This window comes from Arthrobacter sp. SlRoot2-15, assembly GCF_059739345.1.
In genome coordinates this window covers 3,055,671-3,070,958 of the sequence record NZ_AP046058.1, presented here as the reverse complement: position 1 = coordinate 3,070,958, position 15,288 = coordinate 3,055,671, and the positions used below count along the sequence as shown (strand labels likewise).

General features: G+C 68.3%; 19 protein-coding genes, 1 other RNA gene and 1 pseudogene. 7 read left to right on the top strand and 14 right to left on the bottom strand.

The window, feature by feature from the left end; genetic code table 11:
* Positions 1-93 precede the first annotated feature (93 nt).
* The 5 genes from AC6I9V_RS14190 to AC6I9V_RS14170 all read left to right on the top strand — a co-directional run bounded on the left by AC6I9V_RS14190 (position 94) and on the right by AC6I9V_RS14170 (position 3,821).
* Positions 94-870 carry a class I SAM-dependent methyltransferase gene (locus AC6I9V_RS14190; protein WP_497899874.1) on the top strand — a complete coding sequence of 259 codons (777 nt, stop codon included), beginning with the start codon at positions 94-96 and terminating at the stop codon, positions 868-870.
* Between the two features lie 183 nt (positions 871-1,053).
* A complete protein-coding gene (locus AC6I9V_RS14185) occupies positions 1,054-2,271 on the top strand; it encodes an Nramp family divalent metal transporter (RefSeq protein ID WP_497900322.1) in 1,218 nt (405 codons plus the stop codon).
* 10 nt (positions 2,272-2,281) lie between these two features.
* The gene (locus tag AC6I9V_RS14180; protein WP_349412135.1) at positions 2,282-2,995 is read left to right on the top strand and encodes a metal-dependent transcriptional regulator; all 714 of its coding nucleotides are present in this window, start codon (positions 2,282-2,284) and stop codon (positions 2,993-2,995) included.
* An 11-nt stretch (positions 2,996-3,006) separates the two neighbouring features.
* Entirely contained in the window at positions 3,007-3,453 is a 447-nt protein-coding gene (locus tag AC6I9V_RS14175) for a fluoride efflux transporter FluC (RefSeq protein ID WP_497899873.1), read from the top strand.
* On the top strand, positions 3,450-3,821 hold the full coding sequence (locus AC6I9V_RS14170) for a fluoride efflux transporter FluC (protein WP_497899872.1): 372 nt from the start codon (positions 3,450-3,452) through the stop codon (positions 3,819-3,821). Before AC6I9V_RS14175 ends, AC6I9V_RS14170 begins: the two co-directional genes overlap by 4 nt.
* Here AC6I9V_RS14170 and AC6I9V_RS14165 read toward each other — a convergent pair.
* On the bottom strand, positions 3,818-5,224 hold the full coding sequence (locus AC6I9V_RS14165; RefSeq protein WP_497899871.1) for an MFS transporter: 1,407 nt from the start codon (positions 5,222-5,224) through the stop codon (positions 3,818-3,820). The genes AC6I9V_RS14170 and AC6I9V_RS14165 overlap by 4 nt on opposite strands.
* Positions 5,225-5,334: 110 nt before the next feature.
* Between AC6I9V_RS14165 and AC6I9V_RS14160 the strand changes: the two genes are divergently transcribed.
* Together AC6I9V_RS14160 and AC6I9V_RS14155 are read left to right on the top strand one after the other, a co-directional pair.
* The gene (locus AC6I9V_RS14160) at positions 5,335-5,706 is read left to right on the top strand and encodes a hypothetical protein (RefSeq protein WP_349412130.1); all 372 of its coding nucleotides are present in this window, start codon (positions 5,335-5,337) and stop codon (positions 5,704-5,706) included.
* Between the two features lie 52 nt (positions 5,707-5,758).
* A complete protein-coding gene (locus tag AC6I9V_RS14155) occupies positions 5,759-5,893 on the top strand; it encodes a hypothetical protein (protein WP_261375082.1) in 135 nt (44 codons plus the stop codon).
* A 110-nt stretch (positions 5,894-6,003) separates the two neighbouring features.
* Here AC6I9V_RS14155 and ssrA read toward each other — a convergent pair.
* The 13 genes and pseudogenes from ssrA to AC6I9V_RS14090 form a co-directional block, all read right to left on the bottom strand.
* Positions 6,004-6,372: a transfer-messenger RNA gene (ssrA, locus tag AC6I9V_RS14150) on the bottom strand.
* Positions 6,373-6,498: 126 nt separating this feature from the next.
* A complete protein-coding gene (smpB, locus tag AC6I9V_RS14145; protein WP_138768848.1) occupies positions 6,499-6,969 on the bottom strand; it encodes an SsrA-binding protein SmpB in 471 nt (156 codons plus the stop codon).
* Between the two features lie 39 nt (positions 6,970-7,008).
* On the bottom strand, positions 7,009-8,397 hold the full coding sequence (locus AC6I9V_RS14140; protein ID WP_497899870.1) for a peptidoglycan DD-metalloendopeptidase family protein: 1,389 nt from the start codon (positions 8,395-8,397) through the stop codon (positions 7,009-7,011).
* A 25-nt stretch (positions 8,398-8,422) separates the two neighbouring features.
* On the bottom strand, positions 8,423-9,337 hold the full coding sequence (ftsX, locus tag AC6I9V_RS14135; protein ID WP_349412128.1) for a permease-like cell division protein FtsX: 915 nt from the start codon (positions 9,335-9,337) through the stop codon (positions 8,423-8,425).
* The gene (ftsE, locus tag AC6I9V_RS14130; RefSeq protein ID WP_497899869.1) at positions 9,334-10,077 is read right to left on the bottom strand and encodes a cell division ATP-binding protein FtsE; all 744 of its coding nucleotides are present in this window, start codon (positions 10,075-10,077) and stop codon (positions 9,334-9,336) included. The genes ftsX and ftsE overlap by 4 nt, the downstream gene beginning before the upstream one ends.
* 171 nt (positions 10,078-10,248) lie before the next feature.
* On the bottom strand, positions 10,249-11,364 hold the full coding sequence (gene prfB / locus AC6I9V_RS14125) for a peptide chain release factor 2 (RefSeq protein WP_349412125.1): 1,116 nt from the start codon (positions 11,362-11,364) through the stop codon (positions 10,249-10,251).
* Positions 11,365-11,392: 28 nt separating this feature from the next.
* A complete protein-coding gene (locus AC6I9V_RS14120) occupies positions 11,393-11,863 on the bottom strand; it encodes a pilus assembly protein TadG-related protein (RefSeq protein ID WP_497899868.1) in 471 nt (156 codons plus the stop codon).
* Entirely contained in the window at positions 11,860-12,300 is a 441-nt protein-coding gene (locus AC6I9V_RS14115; RefSeq protein ID WP_349412124.1) for a hypothetical protein, read from the bottom strand. The genes AC6I9V_RS14120 and AC6I9V_RS14115 overlap by 4 nt, the downstream gene beginning before the upstream one ends.
* A complete protein-coding gene (locus AC6I9V_RS14110) occupies positions 12,281-12,658 on the bottom strand; it encodes a TadE family protein (protein ID WP_349412123.1) in 378 nt (125 codons plus the stop codon). The genes AC6I9V_RS14115 and AC6I9V_RS14110 overlap by 20 nt, the downstream gene beginning before the upstream one ends.
* A gap of 3 nt (positions 12,659-12,661) precedes the next feature.
* Complete coding sequence (locus tag AC6I9V_RS14105; protein ID WP_349412122.1) at positions 12,662-12,919, bottom strand: hypothetical protein; 258 nt, start codon at positions 12,917-12,919, stop codon at positions 12,662-12,664.
* Positions 12,920-12,958: 39 nt separating this feature from the next.
* Positions 12,959-13,900, bottom strand: a complete 942-nt coding sequence (locus AC6I9V_RS14100) for a type II secretion system F family protein (RefSeq protein ID WP_497899867.1) — start codon at positions 13,898-13,900, stop codon at positions 12,959-12,961.
* Positions 13,897-14,751 (bottom strand): type II secretion system F family protein, encoded by an 855-nt coding sequence (locus AC6I9V_RS14095; protein ID WP_497899866.1) that lies wholly within the window; start codon positions 14,749-14,751, stop codon positions 13,897-13,899. The genes AC6I9V_RS14100 and AC6I9V_RS14095 overlap by 4 nt, the downstream gene beginning before the upstream one ends.
* Positions 14,751-15,056: pseudogene (locus AC6I9V_RS14090) on the bottom strand (CpaF family protein); the annotation flags it as partial. The gene AC6I9V_RS14095 and the pseudogene AC6I9V_RS14090, both read right to left, overlap by 1 nt.
* Positions 15,057-15,288: the final 232 nt, after the last annotated feature.

Below are 15,288 nucleotides of genomic sequence, written 5' to 3'. Positions count from 1 at the left end.
GGTTCGTCATCGAGGGCCGGCCGGGCGGCCCGCCGCGGCCCCGTGCGGTAAATTCTGTAGGTACGCACCAAAAGCTGCCGAAGGAGATCGCACGTGGCACGCGGCGGCCCCAACCTGCACGGGGGACCCAAACTGCAGCATGACCGCCGGCGGGAGCTCGGGGAGAGCTTCCAGGACGGCGGCGAGCACTATGACCGGGTGCGGCCCGGTTACCCGGCGGACTCCGCCGACTGGTTGATCCCCGCCGGAGCCCGCGACGCGGCGGACCTGGGCGCCGGCACCGGAAAGTTCACCGCGCTGCTGGTCGAACGGGGGCTGCGGACCGTGGCCGTGGATCCGTCCCCGGACATGCTCGAACAGCTGCGCCGGGCCCTGCCGGGCGTAGCCGCCGTCGAGGGGACCGCCGAACGCACGTCCCTGGCACCGGAGTCCTTCGACCTGGTCACGGTGGCGCAGGCCTGGCACTGGTGCGATCCGCTGCTGGCCAGCACCGAGGTGGCGCGGATCCTGCGCCCGCACGGGGTGGTGGGGCTGATCTGGAACCAGCTGGACACCTCGGTGCCCTGGGTGCACCGGCTCTCCCGGATCATGCACGCCGGGGACGTCCACAAGCCCCATTTCACACCGCCGCTGGGGCCTGAATTCACAGGCCTGGAGAGCCACCTCACCCGCTGGGAGGATCCTGTGGGAACGCAGGACATCATGGAACTGGCCAAGTCCCGCAGCTACTACCTGCGGGCCGGCGAGGCCACGCGGGCCAAGGTGCTCGGCAACCTCGACTGGTACCTCCACGAACACCTCGGGCACAACGACGGCGAGGTCCTGCCGCTCCCGTATCTGACCCAAAGCTGGCGCGCCACCAAGGCCTGACGCCGCATTGCACCGCACGCCCGCCCCGCCTATGATTTCGGTGTGCCTAACTTTTAAGTGCAGGCACCAAGAACTTCGTGAAGCGGAACTTCAAGGGAGAACGCAGTGCTGGACGTCACCGGACCCAAACCCCAGGCCGGGGGTCCGCCGCCCGCCGGCAAGGGCCGCGGCGGGCGCCGCGCCCTGCTCGGGCTGCTGGGACCGGCTTTCGTGGCGGCCATCGCCTATGTCGATCCCGGCAACGTGGCCGCCAACCTCACTGCCGGCGCGCAGTACGGCTACCTCCTGGTCTGGGTCCTCGTCGTCGCCAACGTTATGGCGGTGCTGGTGCAGTACCAATCCGCCAAGCTTGGCATCGTCACGGGCAAGAGCCTGCCGGAAGTCCTGGGCGAACGGCTCCGGCCGCTCTGGCGCCGCGCTTTCTGGGTCCAGGCCGAAATCGTGGCGGCCGCCACCGACCTCGCCGAAGTGGTGGGCGGGGCCATCGCCCTGTACCTGCTCTTTGGCCTCCCGCTCCCCCTCGGCGCGGTGATTGTCGGCGTCATTTCGATGGCCCTGCTCGCCGTGCAGAGCCGCAACCAGCAGCGGCCCTTTGAATTCGTGATCATCTTCCTCCTCGGCATCATCACCGTGGGATTCCTGGCCGGCCTCGTCATTAGCCCGCCTGACGCCGGAGGCGTGGTGGCCGGGCTGGTGCCCCGCTTCGAGGGGCCCGACACCGTGCTGTTGGCCGCCAGCATGCTCGGCGCCACCGTGATGCCGCACGCCATCTATGTGCACTCGGCGCTCTCCCGCGACCGGCACCGCCCCAACCCGCACCTCCACGTCCCGCCCCACGCCGTCGCGCGGCTGGTCAAAGCCACCCGGTGGGACGTCGTCGCGGCGCTGGCCGTCGCCGGCATCGTCAATATCGGCATGCTCCTGCTGGCCGCCTCGACCCTCGGCGGCGAGGAGGGAACGGACACCATCGAGGGCGCGCACGCCGCGATCACCACCAACCTCGGACCCGTGGTCGGGGTGGTCTTCGCCATCGGCCTGCTCGCCTCCGGCCTGGCCTCCACCTCGGTGGGCTGCTACGCCGGCGGTTCCATCATGCAGGGACTACTCAAGATCCGGATCCCGTTGATGACACGCCGGGTGCTGACCCTGATCCCGGCTGTTGTGCTGCTGAGTGTCGGCTTTGACCCCACCTGGGGCCTGGTGCTGAGCCAGGTGGTACTCAGCTTCGGGATCCCGTTCGTCTTGGTCCCGCTCGTTGTGCTGACCAGCAGCAAGAGGCTGATGGGACAGTTCGCGGACGGGATGGCGCTGCGCGTGGCCGCGATCGTCAGTGTGGTCCTGGTGGTGGTGCTGAACTTGGTGCTGCTGTGGCTCACCTTCAGCGGCGCCGCCGGACGGTAGGCTTGGGGCTGTGAAGACCAGTCCGCCCTCCTCCTCGATCGAGGATTACGTCAAGGTCATCTACTCCTTTACGGAGTGGCAGGACAAGCCCATCACCTCCACGCAGCTGGCCCAGCGCCTCGGCGTCGCGAATTCCTCGGTTTCCGAGATGGTCCGCAAACTCAAGGACCAGGGCCTGGTGGACCACAAGCCCTACAGTGCCGTCACCCTGACCGGGGACGGCGTCCGCCTGGCCCTCTCGATGGTCCGAAGGCACCGGCTGATCGAGACTTTCCTCGTCCAGGAGCTCGGCTACCGCTGGGACGAGGTGCACGATGAGGCTGAACTCCTGGAACATGCCGTCTCGGACACCTTCATCGAGCGGATGGCGGCCAAGCTGGGGAACCCGGTCCGGGATCCGCACGGGGATCCGATTCCGGCCTCGGACGGCTCGGTCCTGATGCCGCCGGCGCACCGGATGAGCGAGCTTGACGACGGCCACACCGGTCGCATCACCCGGATCAGCGACGAGAACCCCGAGCTGCTGCGCTACCTCGCCGCCGAACAAATCGACCTTGACGCCGAGGTGGAGGTTCGCGGCCGGAAGCCCTTCGGCGGCCCCCTCGTGGTCAGGATCGGCGGGCGTGGCGAGGCCCGCGAAATCGACCTCGCCGACGAGGTGGCTGCGGCGCTCTGGGTGCACAGCGACGCGGCCCACGCCGGTTGCAGCATGGCGGGACGCTGAATGGGCGCTGCGTGAGGGCGCTTCCCGGGGAACGGCCGGTCGCCGCCGCCGCGCTCCCCGGCTGGCGGGCGTGGGCGGCAGTTGCGGTCGGCGGCCTGATCGGCACCGAGCTGCGCTACGGCGCTGGCCTGGCCTTCCCCGAGACTGCCGGCGCAGTGCCCTGGACCACCCTGGCGATCAACGTCGCCGGGAGCTTCGTCCTCGCCGCCCTGACCACCCTCTGGATCGCACGGCCCCGGACGGCGTTCTGGCTCAGGGCTGGCCTCGGCCCGGGCCTGCTCGGTTCCTTCACGACTTTCTCGGCGCTTGCCCTCGCCGTGGACCAGCTGATCCGCGGCGGCTTCCACGCCGTGTGGCTGGCTTATCTCGCGCTGTCGCTGGTCCTCGGACTGGGTGCGGCCGCGGCCGGCTGGAAAGCCGGCAAGGCGCTGGCGGACCTGAGCGGCGGGGCACAGTGACCGCCGCACTGCTCGTCGGGGCCTTCGGGGTGGCCGGGGCCCTGCTGAGGTTCGCCGTCGACTCCTGGTTTGCCCACCGGCCCGGCCCGCATCCACACTGGCCCTGGGCGACCCTGACGGTAAACGTCGCCGGATCCTTCATCATCGGGCTCTCCCTCGGCGTGACGCCGCGGCTGGGCCTCGGCCCCGAGTGGCAGGCAGCCCTCGCCAGCGGCCTGGCCGGCGGCCTGACCACGTTCAGCTCCTGGACCACCGCCACGATCCGGCTGGTCAGCGAGGCCCGGTACCGGGCGGCCGTGCTCAACGTGGGCACCAACCTGGCCGCCGGGCTCGCCGCTGCCGCCCTCGGCGTCGTCCTGGCCGCTTAGGCCGGGTCGGCGCCGGCGCTGTCCACGGCTTCCCGTGGCGGGTTCCGGATCCCGACGGCGGACGCCGCGGCGCCGGCGATGAAGAGACCGGCGGTCACCATCGCCGTGCCGTGCAGGCCCGACGTCGTGATCACCGGCCCCGTGATCAAGCCGGCGAACGCGATGGTGACCAGGCCCGCGATGCGGGCCACGGCGTTGTTCACGGCCGAGCCGATCCCGGCCTCCTCCGGATCCACCGCGCCCAGGATCGCCGCGGTCAGCGGCGCCACGGTCACGGCCAGGCCGATCCCGAACACCACCATCCCCGGGAAGACCTGGCCAAAATAGTCCAGCGGCAGGCCGACGCCCAGCAGCATCACAAAGCCCGCGGCGCACAGCAGCGGCCCCGCCGTCATGAACCAGCGCGGGCCGAACCGGCCGGACAGCGCCCCGGCCCGGGCGGAGAGCAGGAGCAGGATCAGGGTGGAGGGCAGCAGGGCGAACCCGGCGGCGGTGGCACCAAGCCCGGCGACCTGCTGCAGGAAGAGCCCCAGGACGAAGAAGCCCAGGTTCAGCGCACCGTAGATCACCGTGGTGGCGATGTTGCCCCAGCCGAAGTTGCGGATGGCGAAGAGCCGCAGCGGCATCATCGGCGCCGGGGTGCTCCGTTCGTGCAGCAGGAACCCGGCGAGGCCGGCGAGGCCGACGACCAGCGGCAGCCAGACCTGCGGGGCGCCCCAGCCGAGGCTGCCGCGTTCGATGAAGGCGTACACGATGCCGCCGAGGCCGATCACCGCCAGCACGGTCCCCCTGACGTCGATGGTGCTGCCGGGCGGACGGCCCAGGTCCAGTTCGCGCAGCCGGCGGAGCGCCGGCCAGACCGCCACCGCGGGAACGATGTTGAGGAAGAAGATCAGCCGCCAGGTGAACACGTCCACGGAGATGCCCCCGAGCAGCGGGGCGGCGACGATGGCGCCGGACGTCCAGGCGGACCACTTGCCGATCGCCGCGGACTGCGCCGGGCCGCTGAACACGGTCACGATCAGGGCCAGCGAACTGGGCACCAGCAGGGCTCCGGCGACACCCTGCAGGCCGCGGGCCACAATGAGCGACTCCCCGCTCCAGGCCAGGCCGCACAGCACCGAGGTGGCGGTGAAACCCGCGAGGCCCCACTGCAGGACCCGTACCCGGCCGAACTGGTCCGAGAGGGACCCGGCCACCAGGATCAGCGCGCCCAGGGTCAGCAGGTAGGCATCCACAACCCACTGCTGGACCACCAGACCGCCGCCAAGCTCGCGCCCGATGGCCGGCAGGGCAAGGTTGACCACCGAGCCGTCCAGAAAGGCGATAAAGGACGCGACGATTGCCACGTACAGCACGCGCTTCTCGACGCCGGACGTGGCTGCGGCGGGGGTGCCGGACATGGCTGCTGCCTTCCTCACTGTCCGCCTTAGAGCGGACACCGGGTTTGCCATGAGCCTAGCACCGGCTGCCCGGAGACGGCCGGAGCCCCCGGATCCGGTAAAATTGCATGATGGTTACGAGACGTGAAGCTGCCCAGGCCCTTGATATTCCGCTGGAAATGGCCAACCGTCACGGCATCCCGTCCCGGCTGTCCGAGGCCGAACTCGGCGAACTGCTGGACAGCCCGCCGGCGTGGCTGCTCCAGTCCCGTGCCAACCGGACCGGCAAGCGGCCCGTCTGGGTCCAGCTGACCTGCGCCGTCTGCGGGTTCGCCGAAACGGCCCGGCCAAAGAAGTGGTGGCCGGACTTCAGCTACGTCTGCTGCGCAGATCACGCGCCCTACGAACTGCCCCCGCTCGAGGCCGGCCTGGTCCGCAGCGAGTACGAAGGCGTCGGGAGCCGGTTCATCGGCATCGTGGACGTCGCCGTACCGGAGGCGTAGCCTTAAAAGCACGGGCTCATCCCGGGCCCCCACCTTTTAGGGAGCGCGCAAAATGCCTGACAAGTCGCCGCACCGGCACCTCACCAAAAAGCCGGTCAAAACCATCAAGGAAAAACGGGCCGAGAAGAAGGCCAAGCACATCGTGGACGAGCACACCGACCCGGTGGCGCACATCAAGAAGCGCTGACCGCGGCCGTCCCGCGACTACGGACGATGCCGTCCAGCTCAACAAAAAGGCCGGAAGCTGATGCTTCCGGCCTTTTGCTACGGGGTGGAGCTCCGTTGCCGGAGCTCCTGCTGTGGAGATGGGGGGAATTGAACCCCCGTCCGATGTCGTGTTGTCAGGGCTTCTCCGGGCGCAGTTTGCGTCGGATTTTCTCGGCCCCAGCCATGCTGCAAACAGCTGGCTGATCCGGGCCCAGTCATCAAAGAGTCCCGTTCACCCCGATGACGGAGGTAAACAGCAGTGGCTATCTAAATGACGCCAGGATCCGGGGCAATAGCAACCTCGGGCTGACGGACTGTCTTACTGCTTAGGCAGCGAGAGCGAAGTCAGTGCGTTTTGATTCGGCACTTATTGGTTTGCAGACAGCGTTTACGAGATAATTCTGCATCCTCGGCCCGCTTCACCTGTCGCGACTAACATCGTCGAAACCGATCATCCCCGTATTTTGTTATCAAACTATCTTCTTCAATCCGGTTGCGATCCCTGCGGATCCTTCCCGGACTACCCATCATAACGCAACGTCCGCCGGTTTCATTCCCGGCGCCGCTCTTGGCCGGACCACGGTGTCAGGCCCGGTTACGCTCCCGCATAACACGGAGGGCCTCGCGCTTGTCCTGCTGCTCGCGCAGCGTCTGGCGCTTGTCGTATTCCTTCTTACCGCGCGCGACGCCGATCTCCACCTTCGCCCGGCCGTCCACAAAGTACAGCTGCAGCGGCACGATTGTGAAGCCCGATTCGCGGATTTTGTGCGAGATTTTGGTCAGCTCGTCGCGGTGCAGGAGCAGCTTCCGACGCCGGCGGGCGGCATGGTTGGTCCAGCTCCCCTGGTGGTATTCGGGGATGTGGATGCCCTCCATCCACAGCTCGTCGTTGTAGAAGGTGCAGAACCCGTCCACCATGGAGGCGTGGCCCTCGCGCAGGGATTTTACTTCGGTGCCCATGAGCGCGATGCCGGCCTCATAGGTGTCCATAATGTGGTAGTCGTGCCGGGCCTTGCGGTTGGTGGCCACTACCTTCCGGCCACTTTCTTTAGGCACGGTAAAACTCCTCAGTCGTTGGGACGGGTTACTTCCAGTTTAGAGCAGGCCCATTGGGTCGACGGCCCGGCCGTTGACCCAGGTCTCGAAGTGCGAGTGGCAGCCGGTGGAGTTGCCGGTGGTTCCGGAGTAGGCGATCAGCTGTCCCTGGCTGACCTGCTGGCCGGAGGAGACCACCACTGAGGTGTTGTGGTAGAAAATCGTGGTCAGCGAGTTGCCCTGCACCACGCCGTGGGAGATCTTCACGTGGTTGCCGCCGCCGTCGTTCCCCCAGCCCGCCGAGTAGACGGTGCCCGCCGCCGGCGCGAAGACCGGGGTGCCGCAGGCGGCACCGAAGTCGATCCCGGTGTGCATGTAGCCGCCCTGGCCGTAGAAGTCGATGGTGCCCGGCGGCGTCGCGCGCCAGCCGAAGCCCGAGGTGATCGGGACGCCGTTGAACGGGCTGCGGAGGCCGAAGGCGGACAGCGGCCCGGGGGGCGCGGGAACGTAGGGCTGGGTGGCCTGCCCCTGCGCACGGGCGGCCGCGGCGGCCGCCTCCGCAATGCGCCGCTGCTCGGCTTCCCACGCCTCGCGCAGCTTCCGGTCGCGTTCGACGATTTCGGCTGCGACGGCGTCCTGCTGGGCCTTGACCTGGGCGAGCTGGCTCTGGATGCCAGGCTTGGCCGCCTGCAGTTCGCCGTTGAGGCGTGTGGTGTCGGCGATCAGCTTGTCCACCTCGGCCTTTTTGGTTTCGGCCTCGTCGCGGGCCGCCTTCTCGCGGGCCAGGGCAGCGTCGGCCTTGGCCTTGAGGTCCTTGATCTCGGCTTCGACGGCCTGCAGCCGGGCCTGCGAGTTTACGTTGGTGGCGTTCTGCTGGGTGAGCTTGTCCATCGCGGAGTTCTGGCTGCGCAGCGCCTGGTCCGCCAGGTCGATGGTGTCGGTCAGGCTTCCGCTCTTGTTCGAGCCGAAGAAGAGCGAGAGGTTGGACGGCACACCGCCGGACTTGTAGGCCTGGGTGGCGATCTGCCCGATCATTTTCCTGGTGTCGGCAATCTTCTGCTTGTCGTTCTCGAGCTGCTGGGTGATCTTGGCTTTGTTCTGCTGGGCGAGGTCCACGCGCGCGGCGAGGGCCTCCACCTCCTTGACGGCGCCGGCCACCCGGCCCTGGGCCTCGAGCAGCGACTGCTGGGCGCCCGGCAGCTGGCCTTGGTAGACCACCAGGTCGCCGGCGGCCTTGGCGATCCGCGCATCCACGAATTCGAGCGACTGCTGGACGCGCGCGGCCTCGGCGTTGAGGGCAGCCTGCTGGTCCTCAAGGGTGTCGGCAAAGGCCACCGGGGTCGAGGCGCCCAGGTTGGCGGCCAGGACCAGCACCACTGCGGCACTGATCAGGCGGCTGCGGCGGACAGCGAGGCGGGCCGGGACGGTACGTCGGGCCATCGGTGTCATGAGCGTTCCTCTTCGTTGCGCAAGGCTAAACCTTCAAGTAGCGGCGGAGGGTCAGGAGTGATGATATCCCGGCAAGCAGGACGCCCAGGCCGATCAGGGCCGGAGCCAGGATCAGGGTCTGGGCTGGGGAGATGAATGCGGTGTCCGGATACTGCTTGGACAGGAACTCGCCCAGGAAGAAGTGGGCCACCGCCCAGAGTGTGCCGGACGCGAGGGCGGCGCCGATCACGGCCGCGATCACGCCCTCCAGGATGAAGGGCAGCTGGATCACGGTCTTGGACGCGCCCACCAGCCGCATGATCCCGGTTTCCCGGCGGCGGCTGAACGCGGAGAGCCGGATGGTGGTTGCGATCAGCAGGATGGCACAGACGATCATCACCCCGGCCACGCTGACCGCCACGAGGGAGGCGGCGTTCATCGCGGAGAAGAGCCGCTCGAGCAGCTGGCGCTGGTCGATGACCGACTCCACACCCGGCTGGGAGGAGAAGTTTTCGCTGATCACCTGGTACTTTTCCGGGTCCTTCAGGTTGATCCGGAAGGAGGCGGGGAGCTGGTCAGGGGTGACCGAGTCCACGATCGGCGAGTTGGAGAACTGCTCCTTGAAGTGACGGTAGGCGTCGTCTTTGGACTCGTACTGGAAATCGTTGACGTACTGGGCCACGGACGGGGACTGCAGCAGCTTGCGCAGGGTGTCCTGCTGCTCCGGGGTCGCCGGGCCGGTGGCGCAGCCGGGCGCCGTCGAACCGTCGCTGCACAGGAAGACGGCGACCTGGACCTTGTCGTACCAGTAGCCCTTCATCTGGTTGATCTGCAGTTGCAGCATGCCGGCCGCGCCCACGAAGGTCAGGGAAACGAAAGTGACCAGGATGACGGAGACCACCATGGACAAGTTGCGGCGCAGGCCGCTGCCGATCTCGGCGAGGACGAAGGCGAGCCTCACAGCCGGTCCTCCCCGCTGGCGTCCCGCAGGCGGCGGGACGAGCCGACCACCGGCACCATCGACGTGTACAGGGCCCGGGCCTCGTCACGGATCACCACGCCGTTGCGCAGTTCCACCACGCGCTTGCGCATCTCGTTGACGATGTCGTCGTCGTGCGTGGCCATCACCACGGTGGTGCCGTTCTGGTTGATCTTGTCGAGGACACCCATGATGCCCATCGAGGTGGTGGGGTCCAGGTTGCCGGTGGGCTCGTCGGCAAGCAGGATGCCGGGACGGTTGACGACGGCGCGGGCGATCGCCACGCGCTGCTGCTCGCCGCCGGAGAGCTCGTGCGGCAGCCGGTTCTCCTTGCCTTCCAGGCCCACGGTCTTGAGGACTTCGGGGACGGTCTCGCGGATGACGCTGCGGCTCCGGCCGATCACCTGCATGGCGAAGGCGACGTTGGCGAACACGGTTTTCTGCGGCAGCAGGCGGAAGTCCTGGAACACGACGCCGATCCCCCGGCGCAGCCGCGGCACCCGCCAGCTGGAAATCTTGGCGACGTTCTGGCCGGCAACGTAGACGGCGCCCGAGGAGGCGCGGTCCTCCTTGAGCACGAGGCGCAGGAAGGTCGACTTGCCGGAGCCGGAGGCTCCCACGAGGAAGGCGAATTCGCCGCGGTCAATCTCAAGGTTGATCGAACCCAGCGCCGGTCGCGCCTTCTGGTCATAGACCTTGGTGACATTTTCGAAACGGATCATGGCCCTAAGTACCCTGCAGGAGCCGGGCGTTTTTCAGACCAGTTCTGCTGCCGGGGCGCGGGCTTTCTTTTGGGGGAAGTAGGGCACCGGCCCCTCGACTATACGCACGGGTAACGGCGCCGGGGCCGGAACGCGGGGGTGTGTCGCGGGATTTTGGCTGCGCTGTGCGGGCTACTTCTCGGCGTTGCGGTTGTCGGTCCGCCAGCGGATGCCCGCATCGATGAAGTCGTCGATCTCGCCGTCGAACACGGCGGAGGTGTTGCCCACCTCGTGTTCGGTGCGGAGGTCCTTGACCATCTGGTACGGGTTGAGCACGTAGGAGCGCATCTGGTCGCCCCAGGACGCTTTGACGTCGCCGGCGAACGCCTTCTTCTCGGCATCCTCCTGCTCTTTCTTGAGCAGCAGCAGGCGGGACTGCAGCACGCGCATGGCCGCCGCGCGGTTCTGCAGCTGGGACTTTTCGTTCTGCATCGACACCACCGTTCCGGTGGGCAGGTGGGTCAGGCGCACGGCGGAGTCGGTGGTGTTGACCGACTGCCCGCCCGGGCCGGAGGAGCGGAAGACGTCGACGCGGATTTCGTTGTCCGGGATCTCAACGGAGTCGGTCTGCTCGATCAGCGGGATGACCTCGACGGCGGCGAACGAGGTCTGGCGGCGGCCCTGGTTGTCGAAAGGGCTGATCCGGACCAGCCGGTGCGTGCCGGCCTCGACGCTGAGCGTGCCGAAGGCGTAGGGGGCCTTGACCTCGAAGGTGGCGGACTTCAGGCCGGCCTCTTCGGCGTAGGAGGTGTCCATGATGGTGGTCGGGTAACCGTGGCGTTCGGCCCAGCGCAGGTACATGCGCAGCAACATCTCGGCGAAGTCCGCCGCGTCCACGCCGCCGGCGCCCGCGCGGATGGTAACCACCGCTTCGCGCTCGTCGAACTCGCCGGAGAGCAGCGTAACGACCTCAAGCTCCTTCAACGCCTTGCGGATGGATTCCAGTTCCGCGGCAGCCTCGCCCATCGAGTCGGCGTCGTCTTCGTCCTGGCCGAGTTCCACGAGGACTTCCAGGTCATCGATCCGGGCGGCCAGTTTGTTCAGCCGTTCCAGTTCCGACTGTTTGTGCGAGAGCTTGGAGGTGATGACCTGCGCGGCCGCGGGGTCGTCCCAGAGGTTCGGTTCGCCGGCGCGCTCGCTCAGTTCAGCGATGTCTTCCTTCAGCGCCTCGACATTCGAAACGTTCTCGATGGAGGCGTAGGTGGCGCGGAGCGCGCGGATTTCTGCGGGAAAATCAATGTTTGCCATGGTTTTTCAAGCCTACCCCGGTTGCGCGTCAGCGCGTCAGCCGGGATCGCGCCGTCGACGTCGCCTCGATCCGGACCCCGTCCGGGACCAGGAAGTTGACGATCGGCGGGTGCACGGCGGCGCTGAGGACCACGACGGCGGTGGACCCGTCCGGGCTGCCTGTGGCCGGGCCGACTTCGAGGCCGCTGAACCGGCCGAAGGCTCCGGTACGGTTCAGGTAGTCGGCGGCGGTGCTGCGGACCCTGGCGGCGCTGAGGACAGCGGTGGGGCTGCCGGTGGAGCTTTCCAGCTGGCCCAGGGTGAAGCTGTCCGCGGCGGCCACGGACGCCCCATCCGCGAGGGACAGCAGTTTCTTGTGTTCGATATAGACGCTGGAGGCCCCCGCGACCGCGGAGGTGACGAGCAGGGCCAGCAGCACGTAACCGATGATCAGCACCATCAGCTGGCCGTCCTCGCCGCGGCGGAGGTCCCCGCTGACCCGGGCCGGCGGCGGGGTCACCGGAACCGCCCGACGAGCTGGGTTGCCGAGGCGCTCAGCTGCCCGGCGTCGAGCTTGAGCACATCGCTGAACGGCACGAAGGGCAGCCGCACGGTGAGGCGGACGGTGACGGTGACCGCGGACCCGGGTGCCGTGCAGCCGGCCGGGTCGCAGCTGGTTTCCAGGCTGGCATTTTCGGCCGGGTGGCCATAGTCGGCGAGCGCCAACTGCACGGCCTGCTCGGCGGCGGCCCGGCCGCTCGCCGCGTCGGGCTGGGCGACAAAGACCTTCGCCGCCTGGTCCGCGGCGCCCACCACGGCGAAGGAGCCGCCCTGGAGCTGGCCCACTGTGATGATGAAGTAGACCACCGGCACCATCAGCAGGAGGCAGAGGAAGGTGAATTCGATGACGGCGCTCCCCCGCTCGGGGTCGCCGCCGTCAGGGCTGGATGGCGGCATGGCCCTTCACCTCCAGCAGCTCGCGGGGGCCGATCAGGCCGATCACGGGCAGCGGGGCCCGGATGGTCACCTCCAGGGTGCGGATGCCGGCGTAACTGGTCTCCGCGGTGCTGACATCCCGGGCAAACTCCGGGGTGAGGGCGACGCCGATCAGCTCGGTGGTGCGGTCCCGTGCGTCGACCGCTGTGCGGTCGGCCAGGGTGCCGTACCGGGCCCCCGAGGCGGCGGCGTCGATCAGCGTGTTCCGGACGTGGAGCACGAGGGCAAGCTGCACGATCGCGAGGAAGAACAGCGTGAGCAGGGCCCCGACCAGGACGAAGTCCACCACCGCCGAGCCGCGTTGGCCACCTGCCTCCACCGCCTACTGCCCGACTTTTTGCATCGCCTGGTTGAAGAGCCCCTCCAGCGCCGGGCCGGCGAGCGCCAGCAGCGCGGCGACGAGCACGGCAGACATCAGGGTGATCATCACCCAGCCGGGCACGTCCCCTCGCTCGCGCGGGTCCACGCTCCGCGCTCTGGCAGGGTGCGGCCGGCCAGGCGTCCCGGCGGCGCCGGGGCGCCACAACAGCACGCCCGCCAGGCGGACCAACAACAGCGTGCGAATACCCATCGTCTTCATAGCTACCCCTTTGTCTCTACTTTGATCACTGCGCCCGGCTCAAAGCCCCAGGCTGACGGCCGCCAGGCCCGGGAAGACGGCGAACACCACCGTCAGCGGCAGCACGCCGAAGACTAGCGGCACCATCATGCCGATTTCCTTACGGCCGGCGGACTCCATCAGCTCGCGCTTGGCCGTGTCCCGCACGTCCTGGGCCTGGGCGCGGAGGACGTCCGCCAGCGGTGTCCCGCGTTCGACTGCCACGATCAGCCCGTCAACAAAGCGGACCAGCGGCCCCAGCTCGGTGCGGGACGAGAACTCCTGCAGGGCCTCCGCCAGCGGCTTGCCGGCCCTGGTATCGGCGAGTACGCGGGAAAACTCCTTCGACAGCTCCCCCTGCGTTCTGCGGCAGACCCGGTCCAGGGCGCCTGTGGCGCTCTCCCCCGCGCTGACGGCCAGGGCCATCAGCTCGGCCACGCTGGGGAACTCCGCCATCATGCGGGCTTCGCGCTTCCTGACCTGGCCGCCCAGGACGTAGTCGCGGAGCAGGAACCCGGCGAGGCCGGTACCGACGACAATCAGCACCGCGAACAGGGGGTTGAAGCGGCCGGCCGCTCCGACCAGCAGCACCATCGCCGCGGCCGCCACAAATCCGCCGGCCGCCCAGAGCAGCTGCTCCGCGCGGAAATCAACTGAGGACTTGCTGCTTCCGGCCCGGGCAAGCCTGCGGTTCAGCGCCGACGAGCCAGGGTTCAGCCTGCTTAGGGCACGGATCCCGTCACGGATGACCGGGCGGAGGATCCTTTCCAGCGGGCCGAAAGGCGTCACATTGCCCGGTGCCGGACGCAGCAGCCGCGATTCCACGTTGTGGGACCTGAGCTGCGGTCCGATGCGCTCAGCGAAGCTGACGGGCCGCAGGAACGGCAGCCGCACCAGAAACAGCCAGAGTCCGCCGCCCAGGACGACGCCGCAGGCCACCGCGCCCGCCATCAGGCCGCTCACCGAAGGACCCGTTCGTCCTGCGGCAGGGCGCCGATCCGGAGCATAACGGCATAGGAAACCACGGACACCAGGAGTCCGCCGAGCAACACCGCGGCCCCAACGGGCGAGTTGTAGGCTGCCACCGCTTCGGGCCGGCTGGCCAGGAGCACCAGGACGATCCACGGCGCGGCGACGGCGAGCCGTGCGGCGTTGACAGTCCACGACTGCCGGGCCTCCAGTTCGCTCCGGGTGCGCGCGTTCTCGCGCAGGAACTCCGCGAGGGTGCCCAGCAATCGGCCGAGGTCTGATCCGCCCACCTCCCGGGTCAGCCGGAGCGCCTCGACGATGCGGTCGGCCACCGGATCCGCCAGCCGTTCCCTCAGCCGGCTCAGGGCCGGGTCGAACTGGCCGGAGGAGCGGTAGTCGGCGCCAAAGTCGCGGAACAGCGGGCGCAGCTCGGATGGCCCCTTCTCCCCCAGCTGGATCAGCGCCTCCGGCAGCGACAGGCCCGCCCGGATCGCCGAGCGGAGGTGGTCGACGACGTCGGGCCACAACTCACGAAGCACGGCCGAGCGTTTTCGGGCCCGCCACTTGACGAGGCCCAGCGGCAGCCAGCCGCCGAACAGGCCGAAGCAGCAGGAGATCGGCCAGGACCGGGTGGCCGCGAAGAACACGCAGGTGACGAAGGCACCCACGCCGAGGCATGTCGCCAGCAGGCCTAGCCGGCTGACTTTTTCAATGCCGGCCGCCTGCAGCAGGTCCTCCAGCCGACTGGTTCTTTCCCTGCGTCGGACCGGCCGCGGCTGTTCCCAGGCGGACCACCAGATCAGCAGCAGCCCGGCACCCCCGAGCACCCCCAGCAGCGGCGCCATCAGCGCGGCTCCAGCAGCGCCGCGACGTCGTACCCGGAGCGGGCAAATTTCTCCGCCGCCGGCATCGAGCTGGCACGGGGCCGCAGCCGGCCGTCGGAGAGGTCGAAGACCATGGACGATTCGATGATGCCGTTTTCCACCCGGCGGCCCAGCGAGAGAATCTCCGTGACCTGCCGCCGCCCGTTCGGCAGGCGGCTGCAGTGGACCACCAGGTCGATGCAGGAGGCCACCGTGGGAACCACGAAGGCACTGGAAATGTTCTCGCCCGCGAGCAACGGTAGGGTGCAGATCTTCGTGACGGCGTCAGGCACACGTATGAAAAAGCATGTACCCAGTCCATATATAGTCGGTCAGCGGACGGACCCTCCGCCTCAGAGCACCTCGTCATCGAATGGTTAATCTGCCAAGGAATACTCCTAGTCGAGGCCGGCGCGCAGCACGAAGCGTGCCAACCTCTCAGGTTTGCTCTGACGACCCCCTTTCGTGCGGCCACGCCCTGGGTCCGCCAACGGACGCGAATCAATGGGTACCTTGCTT

Bases quoted from the DNA above. Each gene is read 5' to 3' on its own strand.
- ftsE (WP_497899869.1), bottom strand. From the start codon at position 10,077: ATGATCCGTTTCGAAAATGTCACCAAGGTCTATGACCAGAAGGCGCGA.
- AC6I9V_RS14105 (WP_349412122.1), bottom strand. From the start codon at position 12,919: ATGAAGACGATGGGTATTCGCACGCTGTTGTTGGTCCGCCTGGCGGGC.
- AC6I9V_RS14165 (WP_497899871.1), bottom strand. From the start codon at position 5,224: ATGTCCGGCACCCCCGCCGCAGCCACGTCCGGCGTCGAGAAGCGCGTG.
- AC6I9V_RS14155 (WP_261375082.1), top strand. From the start codon at position 5,759: ATGCCTGACAAGTCGCCGCACCGGCACCTCACCAAAAAGCCGGTCAAA.
- AC6I9V_RS14140 (WP_497899870.1), bottom strand. From the start codon at position 8,397: ATGACACCGATGGCCCGACGTACCGTCCCGGCCCGCCTCGCTGTCCGC.
- AC6I9V_RS14115 (WP_349412124.1), bottom strand. From the start codon at position 12,300: ATGCCGCCATCCAGCCCTGACGGCGGCGACCCCGAGCGGGGGAGCGCC.
- prfB (WP_349412125.1), bottom strand. From the start codon at position 11,364: ATGGCAAACATTGATTTTCCCGCAGAAATCCGCGCGCTCCGCGCCACC.
- AC6I9V_RS14095 (WP_497899866.1), bottom strand. From the start codon at position 14,751: ATGGCGCCGCTGCTGGGGGTGCTCGGGGGTGCCGGGCTGCTGCTGATC.
- AC6I9V_RS14160 (WP_349412130.1), top strand. From the start codon at position 5,335: ATGGTTACGAGACGTGAAGCTGCCCAGGCCCTTGATATTCCGCTGGAA.